Annotated in this window: 13 protein-coding genes and 1 tRNA gene; 7 read left to right on the forward strand and 7 right to left on the reverse strand. The window is 60.4% G+C overall.

The window, feature by feature from the left end; translation table 11 throughout:
• The first annotated feature begins 48 nt into the window (after positions 1–48).
• A complete protein-coding gene (locus tag ACQY7R_RS09560; protein WP_428305376.1) occupies positions 49–318 on the forward strand; it encodes a hypothetical protein in 270 nt (89 codons plus the stop codon).
• Between the two features lie 226 nt (positions 319–544).
• Complete coding sequence (locus ACQY7R_RS09565) at positions 545–1,273, forward strand: carbonic anhydrase family protein (protein WP_428305377.1); 729 nt, start codon at positions 545–547, stop codon at positions 1,271–1,273.
• A gap of 124 nt (positions 1,274–1,397) precedes the next feature.
• Here ACQY7R_RS09565 and ACQY7R_RS09570 read toward each other — a convergent pair whose 3' ends face one another.
• The 5 genes from ACQY7R_RS09570 to tilS all read right to left on the reverse strand — a co-directional run bounded on the left by ACQY7R_RS09570 (position 1,398) and on the right by tilS (position 8,312).
• Positions 1,398–2,231 carry a lysophospholipid acyltransferase family protein gene (locus ACQY7R_RS09570; protein WP_428305378.1) on the reverse strand — a complete coding sequence of 278 codons (834 nt, stop codon included), beginning with the start codon at positions 2,229–2,231 and terminating at the stop codon, positions 1,398–1,400.
• A gap of 91 nt (positions 2,232–2,322) precedes the next feature.
• Positions 2,323–3,159, reverse strand: coding sequence for a diaminopimelate epimerase (gene dapF / locus ACQY7R_RS09575; RefSeq protein WP_428305379.1), 837 nt, complete (start codon positions 3,157–3,159; stop codon positions 2,323–2,325).
• A gap of 213 nt (positions 3,160–3,372) precedes the next feature.
• The gene (locus tag ACQY7R_RS09580) at positions 3,373–3,702 is read right to left on the reverse strand and encodes a hypothetical protein (protein ID WP_428305380.1); all 330 of its coding nucleotides are present in this window, start codon (positions 3,700–3,702) and stop codon (positions 3,373–3,375) included.
• 136 nt (positions 3,703–3,838) lie between these two features.
• Positions 3,839–7,165: a hypothetical protein gene (locus ACQY7R_RS09585; RefSeq protein ID WP_428305381.1), complete on the reverse strand. Its 3,327-nt coding sequence runs from the start codon at positions 7,163–7,165 to the stop codon at positions 3,839–3,841.
• A gap of 94 nt (positions 7,166–7,259) precedes the next feature.
• Complete coding sequence (gene tilS, locus ACQY7R_RS09590) at positions 7,260–8,312, reverse strand: tRNA lysidine(34) synthetase TilS (RefSeq protein WP_428305382.1); 1,053 nt, start codon at positions 8,310–8,312, stop codon at positions 7,260–7,262.
• 442 nt (positions 8,313–8,754) lie between these two features.
• On the opposite strand from tilS, the gene ACQY7R_RS09595 reads away from it, so the two are divergent.
• From ACQY7R_RS09595 to ACQY7R_RS09605, 3 genes are all read left to right on the forward strand, one after another.
• Positions 8,755–10,014 (forward strand): Lpg1974 family pore-forming outer membrane protein, encoded by a 1,260-nt coding sequence (locus tag ACQY7R_RS09595; RefSeq protein WP_428305383.1) that lies wholly within the window; start codon positions 8,755–8,757, stop codon positions 10,012–10,014.
• Positions 10,015–10,180: 166 nt separating this feature from the next.
• A tRNA-Leu gene (locus tag ACQY7R_RS09600) sits at positions 10,181–10,264 on the forward strand.
• 146 nt (positions 10,265–10,410) lie between these two features.
• The gene (locus ACQY7R_RS09605) at positions 10,411–11,682 is read left to right on the forward strand and encodes a tyrosine-type recombinase/integrase (RefSeq protein ID WP_428305384.1); all 1,272 of its coding nucleotides are present in this window, start codon (positions 10,411–10,413) and stop codon (positions 11,680–11,682) included.
• Between the two features lie 139 nt (positions 11,683–11,821).
• Here ACQY7R_RS09605 and ACQY7R_RS09610 read toward each other — a convergent pair whose 3' ends face one another.
• Entirely contained in the window at positions 11,822–12,580 is a 759-nt protein-coding gene (locus tag ACQY7R_RS09610; RefSeq protein ID WP_428305385.1) for a nuclease-related domain-containing protein, read from the reverse strand.
• 426 nt (positions 12,581–13,006) lie between these two features.
• Between ACQY7R_RS09610 and ACQY7R_RS09615 the strand changes: the two genes are divergently transcribed.
• Both ACQY7R_RS09615 and ACQY7R_RS09620 read left to right on the forward strand, forming a co-directional pair.
• On the forward strand, positions 13,007–14,050 hold the full coding sequence (locus ACQY7R_RS09615) for a DUF3800 domain-containing protein (protein ID WP_428305386.1): 1,044 nt from the start codon (positions 13,007–13,009) through the stop codon (positions 14,048–14,050).
• Between the two features lie 108 nt (positions 14,051–14,158).
• Complete coding sequence (locus ACQY7R_RS09620) at positions 14,159–15,094, forward strand: hypothetical protein (RefSeq protein WP_428305387.1); 936 nt, start codon at positions 14,159–14,161, stop codon at positions 15,092–15,094.
• Here the strand turns inward: ACQY7R_RS09620 and ACQY7R_RS09625 are convergent.
• Positions 15,091–15,474 carry a hypothetical protein gene (locus ACQY7R_RS09625; protein ID WP_428305388.1) on the reverse strand — a complete coding sequence of 128 codons (384 nt, stop codon included), beginning with the start codon at positions 15,472–15,474 and terminating at the stop codon, positions 15,091–15,093. The genes ACQY7R_RS09620 and ACQY7R_RS09625 overlap by 4 nt on opposite strands.
• Positions 15,475–15,489 lie beyond the last annotated feature (15 nt).

Below are 15,489 nucleotides of genomic sequence, written 5' to 3' on the forward strand. Positions count from 1 at the left end.
TCGCGAAGCGTTGTGCCGGCTGACGCGAAGCCAGCGGCAGGCATGACGATGAACGAACTCGCCAAGTGGCTGGGGCTGGCGCTAATGCTTGCGGGCTCGATGTTACTCGTTGGCGGGGCGGTCGCCTCGACAGTGGCTGCGTCTTCAATGCTTGGCGATTTCCTGGCATTCGTGGGCATCGCGGCGCTTGCAGGATCGCTACCGCTATTTTACGCCTATGACCGTTGGGCTCACGTGAGGCGAGAGCTGGCCGAGGCATTGCGCATTGAGCGCCGCATACCGCGCCGGGCGACCGTGTGGGAGCGGGCATTGCGGTGAGTTCCGCCTGCCGCGAGCGGGCGGGGCTAAATGGGCGTTGCGGCTTGGAGCGCTGAACGTCGTTCAGATGAGCGCTACGTGACGGGCCGGATACGCGGGTCGTGCGGATGAATCACGCTTGCTGGCGGACGACTTCCGGCAAAACATTAGCGATCTCGGCAATGTGCTATGTTTCCGCTGAGCATAGTCCACTTTCACCGCAATTCGTCTTTCCAGGGGTCGCACGATGGGGCGTGATTCTTTGTTCAACGGGAATCGGCGTGGTTTTCTCGGTTGCTGCGGCGTCGCCGCTGCGGCCGGGACCATGGGCGCCACCGCTACACCGGCGATGGCCTACGACGCGCTCACCCGGGAGCAGCGCGACAAGATGACGCCTGACGACGTCATCGTCTTGGTGAAGGCGGGGAACATGCGGTTCCGCACGGGCGAGCGGCAGGAACGAAACTTCTTGCGTGAGCAGATCTCCAGCTCGACGGGGCAGTTTCCGGCGGCGGTGCTATTGAGCTGCATCGACTCGCGGGCGCCGGCCGAGATTATTTTGGACATGGGGATTGGCGATACGTTCAATGCGCGGATCGCGGGGAACGTGGTCAATGACGACATCATCGGCAGCATGGAATTTTCCTGCGCTGTCGTAGGAGCAAAGCTCGTACTGGTAATGGGGCACACCTCGTGCGGCGCCGTTGCGGGCGCGATCGACGACGTGGAGCTTGGTTACCTCACCGGGTTGCTCGGACGGATCAAGCCGGCCGTCGCGAAGACTGAATTCACTGGCGAGCGGACGGGCAAGAATCCGGCGTTCGTCGATGCGGTCGCGCGGACGAACGTGCTGCGCGAAGTCGCTCAGATTCGGGCGCAGAGCGAGATCCTGCACGACTTGGAACAGGCCGGCAAGATCAAGATCGTCGGGTCAATGTATGACATCAAGACCGGGGCGGTGGAGTTCTTGGGGTAGAGGCTTGCTTAAGTCCGCGTCGCTTTTAGCCCCGGGCTTCGCCCGGGGGTGGTGCGACGTGCGGCAACGTTTCGCGAGATGGAGGCCGACCCCCGGGCGGAGCCCAGGGCTAGGGTGAGGCATCCTAGCCGGCGGCGCGGGCGTCGTCGGGAGTTACTTTGAGCGTGGGCGGCGCCGGTTGCTCTGCTGAAGTGGGCTGCTTGCTGGACTCGTTGCGGCGCTGGGCTGCGATCTGTGGATCGATGCCTTGGCGGACCACGGCGACGGCGCCTTTGCGGCGTTCGCCGGTGGTGGCCCAATCTTCGGCCTCGTCGCAAAGTTGCGTGAGCAGCGTCTCGACGCCGAGGCGGCGTTCTTCGAGTTCGGGACGACTCAGCCCCGGCGGAATGTAAATCTCTGGTCCGACGACGGCGCGGGCGCGGGAGCCGGGGCGCGGGACGGCGAAGCGGTCCCAGCTTTTCGCACGCCACGGGCGATCGAGTCCCATGCCGAACGGGACGATCGGCAGGCCGAGCTTGGAAGCGAGATAGATCGGACCTTGGGCGAGCTTGCGCCGCGGGCCGCGCGGGCCGTCGGGGGTGATCGCGAGGTGCATGTGCTGACCGCGGCGCGAAAGTTCGAGCAGTGCTTCGGCAGCGCCGCCATGCGTCGAGCCGCGGACGCACTCGAAACCGAGATGATGCGCCACCCGATAGAGGATGTCGGCGTCGCGATGCTTGCTCAGCAGCATCGTGAGGTTGCAGTGGCCGCGCATATAGAGCGGGATGAGGATGTATTCGTGCCAGAAGACGTAGATCCGCTGGCCGCCGACGCCATGGATGGGATCGACGTTCTTGTCGTAGAAAAGGGCTTGATACTCGAGGGTGCTCATCCAGGCGCGAACGCCGCCGGCGGCGAAGAGGCCGGCGGCACGCATCCAGAGCGGGGTGCGATCGAGTGGTTTGGGGGAGGGGTCCATCCTTGGAGCCGATCTTAAGTGGGCAGTGGGCAGTGGGCAGTGGGCAGTGGGCAGTGGGCAGTGGGCAGTGGGCAGTGGGCAGTGATGATTCTTACGCGGGCCAGTCGCCTGTAAAAATTTCGGCGGCGGGGCCGGTCATGTAAACGTGGTTCGTGGCTTCGTCCCACTCGAGTTGCAAATCGCCGCCGAGAAGCTTTGACGTGATGCGGCGTTCGGTGCGGCCGGTGAGGACACCGGCAACGCAGACGGCGCAGGCGCCAGTGCCGCAGGCGAGCGTTTCGCCCGAGCCGCGCTCCCAGGTGCGCTGGCGAACCGTTTCGCGATTGAGAACTTCGATGAACTCGACGTTTGTGCGGCGGGGGAAACGGGGATCGGTTTCGATTTGCGGGCCGACGCCGAGGACGAGTTCGTCGGTCGCGCTTTCGACGTAGGTGACGCAGTGGGGGTTGCCCATCGAGACGCAGGTGACGGCGAGCGTGCGGCCGGCGATTTCAAACGGGGCGTCGATCGGCGGATCGCCGGCGAGCGTCGTCGGAATGTCGCGGGCGGTGAGGATTGGCTCGCCCATGTCGACGCGAACGCGTTCGACCTTGCCACTACGGGTTTCGAGATCGAGGACGAACGGCTTGCCGGCGGAGGTGATGCGGAGTTGGTCGCGGACGGCGATGCCGTGGTCGTGGACGAACTTCGCGACGCAGCGGATGCCGTTACCGCACATTTCCGAGTATGAGCCGTCGGCGTTGAACATTCGCATCTCTGCATCGGCGCCGTCGACGGGGCAGATGAGGATGAGACCATCAGCGCCGACGCCGAAGTGACGGTCGGAAACGGCGCGGGCGAGCGCGGCGGGGTCGGCGGGCGTCGGCTGGCGGAAGCAATCGACATAGATGTAGTCGTTGCCGGCGCCGTGCATTTTGGTGAACTGCATGGGGAGCTGAGTCAGATGGCTGCGTGGGCAGTGGGAGTGAGCAGTGGGCAGTGGGCAGTGGGCAGTGGGGAAGATATTGCTTGCGGCCGGGTTATTCTATCGGGTTGGTTGGGGAATTGTAGTTGGCGTGGTGGGATGCTTGGCGGCTGCGGTGTGGTTGCGTCGGGAATCCCTCCCCTAGCCCCTCCCTCCCAGGGAGGGGAAATGAAGAGATCAGCCGGTGAGATCTAGCGAGTTGCCGGCGATGCCGGTGGGGTCTTTGACTTGATGGTGTTCGATCGGCGGCGCCGGCTCCGCGCCGGGACGGCCGGCTTCGGAGGGGAGTTCCCACAAGCGGCGGCCGTCGGCGTCGCGTTCAGATGTTCCTTGATCTTGCTCCGTCTCGCCGATGCCGGCGGCGGCTTCGGATTTGGCGTCCGACTTGGCTTGGCGCTGCTGCACCGCCGCATCTTTCGAGGCTCGTTCCGTCTCCGCTCCCGCGAGTTGCGAGAGGGGGGCGCCCGCCGCGCTGGCGAAGGCTCCTGTGGTTGCGCTGACGTTCATGATCTGCGCCTCCGGTGAGGGATTGAGGATCGGGGCTGTGGGGGGCGTTAAAGGATAGGCTTTTTTTGAGGGGTCAGGGCTCGGGGTTCGGGGTTCAGGGTTCAGGAATGCGGGGAGCTACTCACCACTTCTTCGATTACTTCCCAATCGGCCTGCCGAATGGGTCGGTTCGCGTCGCCTGCCTGGGCGCCGCGCCGTTGCCGTTTTCAAAGTCGGTGCGAATCTGCTGGATCATTTGGTTGAAGCCGGGGAAGGCTTCGGTGGTGACTTTGGGATCGGTGAGCGTGCCGTCGACGTAGAGTTGCATCAGGTTGCTGGTCGTTTGGCCGACGATGTGCTTGACCATGGGGAGGGCGTACTCGCGCGGGCCGAGTTCGGCGCGGAACAGGAGTTTGACGTGTTCGTCGAAGCCGGTCTCGCCGTAGCCATAGAGGTCGACGACGTCGCCGAGGAAGTCGATGCGGCTGAGCGTGATGTGGGGGCCCTGGATGCGGAACTCGATGTCGCTTTGGTTGAACGCGGTGCTGTCGGGGGCGCCATGGCGAAGGATCTTTAGCAGGCTGACCAAGATCGGCAGCTCGTAGATGTTCGCTTCGCGGATGTGGACTTTTCCCTCGCCGGTCAGGCGGGCCAGCGACGGGCCTTCGCCGGCGATGGCGACGTTGCCGTCGATCTTGCCCGAGAACGACTGCCGTGCGCCAAAGCGTTCGACCATCATGCGGTTCAAGTCGGCGCCGGCGATGGCGACTTCCGCGCTGTACTGCGGTGCATGCGCGAAGCGAACCCAGGCGTTGCTGACCATCGTACCGCCGTAGACGTTGCCAGAGACGCGGCGTTCGGGTTGGCCGGTTTGCTCGGTCGCCCATTTGCCGAAGAGGGCGCGACTTTCATCGACCCACATCGGGCCTTTCACGTTAGTGAGCTGAATGCCTTGGTAGTTGACGTTTTCCAGATCGAGTTCGCCTTCGCTGAAGCTCTGCTGTTGGTTCGAGCGTCCCCGGAGGTGGATCGAGCCTGAAGCGCTCTCGACGTCGATGCCGCAGTGGAGATCGGTCTGGTGGCATTCGAGATTGAGATCCCACGTCGTTTCGAGCGGCGAGATCGCAGAGGCGGCCTGGCGGAAGGCTAGTTCGCTGCCGTGGAGGGCGAACGTGCCGCCGCTGGGGCGGAGCGAATCGATGAGCCGACGGAGCTTCTCGGGCATCGCGGTCATCAGCGCAGGGCGGACCTTGATGCCGTCGGCCCACAGGCCGCTTAGGATGAACTCCCACCCGCGGTCGGTCGTGAACGTTCCACGCCCCTTGGTGCCGAGCGTCACGCCATCCTGATGGCGTGCGGTGAGGTTGTCGATCGTCACGGTGCCGTCGTAGTACGAAATCGTTCCCTTCACGTCTTCCATGTAGTACTGGAAGAATTGCGGGCGCAGCGTCGAATTGGCTTGCGGCTCGACGACGATGCTAAACGTCGGCGCCCCTTGGCCCATGCGATGGCGCACGTCGGCGGTGACGTTGATCGAGCCGTTCGGCTGAAGCATTTTCCAACCGTTGCGGACTGGTTCGGGAAGCGCTTCGAACAGGCTGAGGTCGAGCGGAACCTGTTGGCCTTCGAAGTGGAGCCAGAGTTCGTGGGGGCCGCCCGGTTGGACCGGCATCAGTTGACCGCGAGCGTTGATCGTCTGCCGGCCGCCTGACTGGAAATTCGTGAAGGTGAACTGATCGTCTTGAGCGGAGATGACGCCTTGGATCTTCTGCAGCGGGTAGGGGAAAGCGTCATAGTTCACGCGGCCGTCGGTGACGCTAATCTGCATCGAGACCTGCGGTTTGTCGCCGGGGTTCGGCCGCTGAATCTGCCAATAGTCGAGATTGAATTTTCCCGCAGGGTGAATCGAGGCGATCACGTTGCGAGCGGTTCCGTCAGTCTCTTCGGCAATACGCTGATCGAGGGCGGCGATGACGCGGTCGTCGACTTCGAGGTCTTGCCCGGAGATCTTGGCCCAACCAGCGGCGCCCGGTTTGGGATCAGTCACCTGAGCGACGATGTTGACGCGCTGCCCGCCGGTCGTCAGTCCGAATAGGTTGACGTCGAGGAGCGCGGGCGCGCCGCGCTGGTCGTCGCGAGGTTTGAACGAGATCGTGCCGGCGCCGCCGTTGAGACGGTAGGCGAACTTTTCTGATTCGAACGACAACTCGCGCCCGTTAAGCGTCGCGGCGGGCGACCACTTCGTGCCGTCGAAGCGGGCAGTGAGCGCGCCGTCGACGACACCGTGCGGCGAGTAGTTGTCCCACTCCTCGCCCAAGACGCCGGCAATCTTCATCGGCGGGCCATACTGCGGATCGGCGGCTGCCGCCAACGTACGACGAAGTTCCGCATCAAGCGGCACGTTGTCGAGCCGGGCAGTGAGCGCGACGCCCGCGTTCGGCGCCCAGCCGCGGCGGTTGAGCGCCACGGCCAGGATTGACGAGCCCCACTTGGCGCGAAGATCTTCGACTTTGAGGCCCTGCGGATCGAGTTGGATTCGTGCGGAGAGCTCGGTGATCGGGCGAGCGAGACGCGGGTCTTCGACGCGACCGCCGCGAACTTGCAAAGCGACGTTACCCGTCGGCAGCGCGCCGCTCGAGCGCTGCCAGGCGACGCTCAGGGTGCCGTCAACTTGGGCGGCGACGCGCGTCCCGGCGACGGCTGGAGGAAGGGCAGGGCGGATCCACGCGACGAGTTGCTCGTCCACCTGAATCCCCTTGAGCGTCGCCGTCGCCGCGACGGCTTGCTGGGGTCCATCGACCGTGCCGCGCAGTTCGAACTGCTTGAGTTGCGGTCCGCCGCCAGTCGCTTCGATTTTGAGCGACGGCCAACCGCCCGTGGCCGGGGGCTGCGCCGTGGGAGTCACCGTCAAGTCGATGTCGCGCAACACAATCGGCTGGCTGTCGGGTGCGGCGTCGTTGGCGAGCGTCGCCTCGGCGCCGCGAATAGAGACCGGGGGAATCGGCATCCCGCTGGGATGGTGCGGAATGAGTTGATCGAAGTTCCAAACGCCCTCTTTGGTGCGGAAGAGCGACATCCGCGGATTCTTCACTTCAACGCGCTGTATCGGCGGCGTGCCGCGCATGAGCGTCGTGATTTCGACGTCGCAGACGATGAGGAGTTCGTCGACGACGAGTAGTTCGTCGCGAAGTTGACGGTCGCCCTTCGGCACGAACTCGACGTCGTAGACGACGATGCCGCGACCTTCGATCAATCGCGCGCCGCCGACGCTAACGTCGAGGTGCGGATAGCGCTCGCCGATGAACGCCTCGACGTGACGGCGGATCTCATCATCCATCCGCACGTACATGTAGAGACCGATCAACACGACGCCGACGAGCGCGAGCCCGACGCCGAATTTGAAGACCGACCAACAGACGTTGACTACGCGGCTAACGATGGCGGCAGCTTCCTTGCTTTGGCCACGATGGATCTGTTTTGTCACGCGCTGCACGACCGCGCGTCGTCATGAGCGCGGAGCGGGCGGCGATATTTGCGCAAACTGAGCTACGGATAGTAGATGCGGCGGCGTCTGGCGGTCAAGACAACGTCCCGCGACGCAGTGATAGCACTCCTGGCGCGGGGCGGCTGGCGCGGATGTCGCCGGGGAGATTGAGAGGCGACGCGTTTTCCGGCGATTGAGCAAACTGGGCAAGTTGACGCCACCAATGGTAGGTCATTGCTTGCTCGGGCCAGGCAGCGGTGCGCCAGGCTTGGCGGAGGACTTCGCTGATGAGAAGCGGCGCCGCTTCGGCAAGCGGTGTCGTCTGCAACGTGACACTGGTGGTATCGCCAGCAGCCGACCGCTCGTGAACCATCTGGCATTCAGCTAGCAGCGCCGCGGCTTGCTCGTCGATAAACAATTGCGCGGCGGCGGCTTGCTCGGCGGTGCGCAAGATCGCGGCCTCGGCGCTTTTACCGAAACGCCCGCGAATGGGAGGGAGCAGCTCATGCCGCACGGCGTTGCGGGCGGCGACTTCCGCGTCTTGATTCGTTTCGTCCTCCCGCGACGCTTGGCCGATGGCGGCCAAGTAGTCGGCAATCTCGCTGCGGCCAACGCCAAGCAGCGGGCGAACGGCGACGACGCTCGGCGAAAGCGGCCGGGTGGCGGGCATTCCGGCCAACCCGCGGAGGCCTGAACCGCGGAGCAAGCGGAAGAGAATCGTTTCAAGCTGATCGTCGCGGTGATGACCGAGGGCGACAAAGCGGGCGCCGAGCGTCTCCGCCATGCGGGTGAGGATTGCGTAGCGCGTGGTTCGCGCGGCCTCTTCCATGCCGTCGCCGCGGACTTCGGCAACTTCGCCGACGTTCGCTTTTTCGATGAAGAGGGGCACGCCGAGTCGGCGGCACTCGGCGGCCAGCCATTCGGCGTCGGCGGTCGATTGGTCGCCGCGCAAAGAATGGTCGACATGTCCGGCAAAGAGCTTCCCGGCGCCGCCGACTTGCTGCTTCGCGGCAAGGAGCGCGCGGAGGAGGGCCACGCTATCGGGCCCGCCGGAGAGGGCGACGAGCACGTGGACGTCGCTCCACGCGGCCGCCGGCCAAGCGGCGAGCAAGCGGGCAGGCAGATCGGTGGCGGGTGACGGCGGCATGCGATTTAGCATATCGCAGTAGCCGCGGGTCAACGACCCGCCGGAGCGGTGAAACAAAGGCCCCAAACACCAAATGCAACCGCCAAGAGCGCCAAGGAAGAAATCAGGAACCACCGATAAACGCGAATGAACGCAAATGAGAAGCAGAGATCGATAAGTAACGCCCTAGCCAGCGACTGCGCTCCTTGTCTCATATTCACTCACCTGTGGCCGTCGACGGTTTCAAACTTCCCGCTTTTCCTTGGCGCTCTTGGCGTCCTTGCCGGTTAACTTTCTTTTGTTTCGCTCCGGCGGGTCGTTGACCCGCGGCTACTTGAGGTGCTAGCGGTTCTTGCTGGCATTGACTCGAAATCTGGCGATTTCTATTAAAGTCGCGCGGCCTCTTCGTCCGACGAGGCCGAACTTTGCGCTCTGCGCTACTCCAGCCGATCGCTGAGCTGCTATGAAATTCGCCGCCGCTTCAAAACTTTGCGTGACGCTTCGCCGACGGGCGCCGATGCTCGCTGCGCTGGTCGCCGCCATCGTCTGCATGGGTGGCGAGGCGGCCGCGCAAGTGATGATGGGAGCCGACGGCGCCGTCCATCTCGATGCGATCGGCGACGTCCCTACGACGCCGCCGATCATTGTACAGCAACAGCCGCAACTGGTCGGCCCGGCGATGGCGGGCGGGCCGATGATCGGCGGAACTCCGACGGTCGCGGGCGGCGTGCCGTGGCAAACGGCCATTGGCGGCACAGCTCAACCCTATGGGGCGTGCAGCGTCCCGTTCGCGCCGTGTGCACCGGTCGCGATGCAAGTCGTCGAAACTCCGCCGCCGATCTTGTTCTCGTTCTTCGGCGAGTTTCTGTACCTCAATCCAACGGGCGTCGACGTCGCTCACGCCCAACAGGTTCGCACTCCGGGCGTGCCGCTGGGTCAGATCGCTCAGACCGACATCGGCTACAACCCAGGTTTCCGCATCGGCGGCGACATGGCGATGAGCCAACACTCGAGCATCGCCGCTTCGTACACTTACTTCGAGAGCGATGCATCGAATTCAATCGGCCCGCCAACGATTAACGGCATTCCGGGTTCCGTCGATTCGTTAGTCCACTTTCCGGGACTCAACCTCGGCGCGTCGGCGACCGGGCTGACCGCTCGGAGCGAGTTCGACTTCCAACTCGCCGATCTGGAGTACCGCACGCGGCTGCGGCAAGGCGAGCGCTACTGGATCAACGGCGGCCTGGGCCTGCGTTACGGCAAACTCGAACAATCCTTCGGCCAAACCGGCGAGTTCTTGTCGGGCCAGATCGATACGCAATCAGACGTCGACTTCGACGGCGGCGGTATGAAGCTGGCCCTCGACGGCGGTCGCAACATCGGCAGCCGTGGCTTGTCACTCTACGGCCGCACGAGCCTGTCGCCGATGGCGGGCAGCTTTCGCTCGACCTATTCGATGACGAACGTCGACCTCGACTCGACGTTCGTGCAGGCGAACTGGAACGACCAACGCATCACGACGCTGCTCGACTACGAAGTCGGCGTCGCCTGGACCGGCCCCCGCGGCCGCTGGCGGTTCGCCGCCGGGTACACGCAGTCGTTCTGGTTCAACGCCGTGACGACCAGCGACTACATCGACGCGGTGCAGTCGAGCAACTACGGCGGCGTGTCGGACACGATCATGCTGAACGGACTGACGGCGCGGGTGGAGCACTTGTGGTAGGGCAAGCTTCACTCAGCTGACGGCGGACGCCGATTTTTCCGGCTGCTCCGCGGGAATTCAGCCCAAAAATCGGCGTCGATGCCGGCAATTGAGCCTGAGGCAATTGACGCCGGGCCAAATCGACGTAGGTTATTGGAATGCCTGCCGACTTCGGTCGGTAACTCATGCCGGAGTGGCGGAATTGGCAGACGCGCTGGACTCAAAATCCAGTGCCCGCAAGGGCGTGCCGGTTCAAGTCCGGCCTCCGGTACTTCTTTCGTCCCAACGACTTGCAACAAATAACTGCAAGTGGTCCTCAGTGGTGCGAACGACCACTGGGGACAATCTGGGGACAGTGTTGCTCTCGCATTGCGATGCGTCGATGGTCTTCTCGCAACTCGCGAGGAAAATCGCGTCATGGCATCGCTCGAAAAACGTGGAAGCGCTTACCGTATCGTCTTTCGCTACGCTGGCATTAAGTACGCTCGTTCGCTCGAAACCAAAAGTGAAAAAACAGCCCAAGCAGCGTTGGCTCGCCTGGAGGATAATCTCCATCGCCTGCAGCTCGGTACGTTGCAGGCACCCGAGCATGGCGACCTAGCCGGATTTTTACTGGCAGACGTTCGCCGTAATGCGACTGCCTTCTCTGCTTCCGTTCCGCCGCAGACTCCGACTGCTAGTGGGCTAACGCTCGCCTGTCTCTTTGAGCGGTTTTGGGCCAATCTTCCCGAAGGGAGCTTGGAGAAGTCAACAATTGCCGGGATGAAGATTCACCAAAGGCAGCTTGAAAAGCATTTTGGAAAAACTCTGTTCATTCAGTCACTCACGCTTTCGCAGCTCCAAGGCTACATCCAAGAGCGATCAAAGGACAAAGGTCTTCACGGCCACCGAGTCAAATCTACGACGATTAAGAAAGCCATCGTCACGCTACGAACCGTCTGGAATTGGGGCCGCCAGCACGAATTGATTGAAAAGGAGTTTCCTTCGAGGGGGCTAAAGTATCCGAAAGGCGAAGAGAAATTGCCTTTTATGACGTTTGCTGAAGTTCAGAAACGCGTGCTCAATGCATCTGTCGCCGAGGCTGCCGAACTTTGGGAATGCGCCTTTCTATCGACACGCGAAATCAACGAGCTCTTGGAAAGAGTCAAGGCCTTTGGCAAGCAACCGGCGGTACACCCCATGTTTATGTTTGCGGCCCACACCGGCGCCAGACGATCGGAGATGATTCGCTCGAAACTGACGGATATTGATTTTGTAGAAAACGTCATCACGATTCACGAGCGGAAGAGATCGCACGATAAAGTAACGACTCGCCGCGTTCCGATGTCTCCACCGCTCCGCGACGCTATGAAGAGTCTCGTGTCGTCGCACCCGGGGACAGGTTCGACATTCTGGCATCAGGCGTCGGCAACGCGCGGACACCGAATGGTCGCTCCCCAGCCGCTCGATGCCGATACCGCGCACGACTACTTTAAGCAAACACTAAGCGATACCAAATGGAATAAGCTGAGAGGTTGGCACGTTTTTCGCCACTCATTCTGCAGCAATGCAGCCGCAGCTGGCATTGATCAGCGAATCATTAATAGTTGGGTCGGCCACCAGACGGAAGAAATGGTTCAGCGTTATCGACACATGCTGCCCAACCATGAGCAGGCTGCCATTGCTCTGGTGTTTTCTGCCTCATCGTGACAGTCACCTCAGCGACTGCTGAGCGATACAAGTCAGTGAGTCTTGTACTGCGCCACGCTCATTCATCACCAGTGATTGCGTAGACAAACACCGGCAGCCTTCAGACCAGCGATACATCGCTTGAATTGGCGATCGCCCTTCACGCATCCAAAGTGCTTCGAATGTAGCGTGCCAAACCGAATGCGAGCACGCGGACCTGTTCTGGCGTCAGCCGCTGAGGTTCCTTCTGAGCCCAAGAGATGAAAGCCTTCGGGTTCAGAACCCACGTTTGAGCCTTGCCTTTCGACTCAACATACCACCCGGGAAAGAGGACTACGCCGCGCACTTCCGTTTCAAATCCGGCGTATTCCGTCAATACGTCTCGGATACGCGATGCTCCCGCGCGTGCCTGGACTACTGGGTCTCGGTCCGGTTCCATCCCGTTGACTAGCACCCGCTGACCGTCGTAAGTGACGCGAGCGTCACCAAGCGGCTTGGAACGAGTTTTAGTTTCGATAGCAAAAACGCCGCCCGGACCAATTGCCACATGATCAACATTGAAACCATCGAAACAACAATCGTGAAAGACTTCGTAGCCCACGGGCAGCAACTCGCTCTGCAACAACTGCCCTGTTGAGCGTTCTCCCTTGAGACCGGTTTTGATAAGTCTCGCCTCAGCTTTGACAGAGCGCCATTTCCACGACGCGATGCCAACGATAACGACGGCGATGAACGTCAATGTTTTTGGAACTGGCGGGGAGACGAACCACCACCGCCACCATTCCATCCCAGCGATCACGGCAGCCAAAATTGCCGTCATAAACCATGGGTACGCAACATCCAACAGCAAATCATCAAGCGATTCCCTCAGTGACTGGCCCGGATCTCGTAGTGGCGTATCGCGAATAGGGTCTTTCACCAGTCATTCCTTACGTGTGTGCAGGTCTGCAATCATTCAACCAAACGACGGGGTAGTTTGGGAGATTATTCCGCTCGGCGATTTCACCCAGAGACGACCACAATCCCCAATGCATCGCCACTGTAGCGATGATAGTTGCATGGCAGTGACTATCCAAGGCACCGCACGAATGCTGAAGCGAGTTATCGGATGGGAGCTTAGTATGAAAGCCCTATGCGATTTCAACAGTTAATCGGATCGCGACAATCGAACTGAACCAAGCCCATTAAGGCCACCGCCAAACAACCCAACTTCAGCATATTTATGCCTATTATTGCCGAAGCCTGACCGATACTTTTGCAACTGGCCTTGCTCTGCCCAAACGACACTCAAGCCCTCCCGCCTAATCCCTATTACTTCCATACAGGTCAACGGCGAGGCGCAGCTATGCAGCAGGCCTTTCTTGACGAATCGGGCTACACCGGACGCGACCTCCTGAACAAGGAACAACGATTCCTTGTGCTGTCAGCACTATTCATCAGCGAAGACGACGCGAAAGCCTTAAAAGCCCAATACTTCCCTAGCTTGCAGTCCCCCGAGTTGAAGCACCAGGCGCTCGCTAGGCGCTCGCAGAATTGGTCGGCACTGCTGGCAGTACAGCGAGAATGCCTTCAGACTCATCGTGGAATCTCGTTTGTAGCGGACAAGCAGTACCTCTGCGTCTTGAAGTTCCTGGATGATTGCATCGAGCCCTCTTTTTGCGCGAGAGGATTTGACTTTTATAAGGACGGATTCAACCACGCGATGGCAAGCGTTCTGTGCCGAACTGGGCCAACGATTTTTGGCGCCCAGGAGTTCGAATCCTTGATGCGTCTCTATATCAGAGCATCTGCAACCAAAGAGTCGGTTGACATTGACGCCCTCTGTAGCCATGCACGCACGCTCAGAAGCAACGAACATCTTGGCGATCTTTTGACACCGGTAGCGGACAATCACCCCGAATTTCGACGTGAGATATCAAGCCCAAATACAAGTACCAACGTCGCATCCTCGTTGCTATTCGGCTTAGTGAGCCAGCTGGAATCTCGCTCCGGAGGTGAATATACATTGACGCATGACGCATCGCCCGCGATGCGAAAGTATCATGATGCAATCGTCAGCATGATGCACACCGATGTCGCCGACTTTCGCATCTCGGATGTAGCCAGCATTTCCTTTCCGCTCCAACTAAAACAGATTGTTGAGGCAGACTCGAAAGCCTCGACCTCCCTGCAACTTGCAGACTTATTGGCAGGCGGCGTGCACACAGCGTCAAAATCGCTTTTTGATGCGGCTGCTCAAAGCGATTACAGCACTTCGGTGCTCGAACTGTATTCGGACGATAACTTCATGTTCATGTTTCCGAGCAGCGACTGCACTGACATCCGCGATCGCTTCGCCAACACAGAAGCGGCGCAAATGATCGATTTCATCGGGCGTGTGATTGACTGACCCAAGCAGATCAGGCTTGCGAGGGCGGTGGCTTTCTGCTTTAGAGCCTGGCGAGACGCCATTCCAGAGATGCGATTTGTCGCACATTCTAGTCCACAGGAGATAGTGATGGCCATCAATGCGCAAGAGTTAGCGTGGTTTGTCGCCAACTATACGGCAGTCACAGGCAAGGCAGTACAGAGGTTCGTTTGCCCAATCACGCTCCGCGATGATGAGAACGCAGAACTCTCCAACGGCCACGTGTTGAATGCAGCTCTGCACACTGCCTCACGCAAAACAGTCATTCAGCGCAAAGACGTCGATGGGTATTTCGGAAGAACGATTGAGCCGCTGCTGATCGACCTGCTGAATCTTCCGATGACCACTCCGCAAGAACTTCTTCGACGAGTCCGAAATTGGCAACTTACCACCCCGCAAGGCGAACAAGTTGAGTTATTCTTCTCTGACAGGAGAGCTCAGCAAAGATTTCAGCAGGCCGGTGTTTTCGATGGAAACAGAAATCTCGTCGCCACACCATTTTTGAGAGATCCAAAGCTCATCCCATCAGATATTCAACCTATGCAAGTGAGCGGTTCAACCTTCGTACCCGACGGCGTAATCGAAGGGTGCCTACTAAAATCTGCTTATTTGGCATTATTCCAAAGGCTGGGGTACTCTTTCGTCTTCAACCCTTTGAGTAGTGACGTTCGCGTCGCGCTTGCGAAGTTCTACCAAGATGGAGCCACCCCGGCAGAAGCGAGAGATTATTTCCAGGCTTTCAATGGGTGCTGGTCAGTCGTTACAACGGATGAATCGATCCCCAATACGCTAGAAGACGGCGCGGTGCTCGTTCATACGACCGGCGAAAATGCAAGCGAGAGTTTCCAATTTGCGATCAGTTGCCTTTTCCGAATTAACGGCAAACTGATTTCCGTAGCGTTGCCGTCATGCCTCCCGCCAACTCCCTACTCGGAGGCCCTTGAGAGGTATCAGGCGTACCTGAGAGATCAAACAATCTCACAAAAAACTCAATTGGTCCCACTGGCGGCCGTTGATTCGAACTAGTCGAGATAGCCATATTTGGCTAGCCAGTCCACAAGCGCTTCCTCGGCAATTTCTTGCTGTGTATCAGGCTTGGCGTCTTTCAACCTTTGTTCTAAGTGAGCTCGTCTCAGCGACTGAGCAGTCCGGCGTGGGAGCCGAATCGTCACCGGCACAAGCATCTGATCGAGAACCTGGCTGGAACTTGGCGTATCATGCGTGGAGCGCCTATTCCGACGTTGGGGCCGCGGTGACGAGTCTTTATCGGCTTCAACCTTCTTGTTCGAAGGTTGAACGTCTATCGTTTGCTCGGAAGCATCCTTTGCCGAGACCGGCGTCATTGAAACCCCTGGTGGCTTCGATTGCCCACTAATGAACGCCCTCTTCTCCGGCGTCATTTCCATCGCCGCTCCAATTGA

It is taken from the genome of Lacipirellula sp. (genome assembly GCF_965279485.1).
Lineage (GTDB): Bacteria > Planctomycetota > Planctomycetia > Pirellulales > Lacipirellulaceae > Lacipirellula.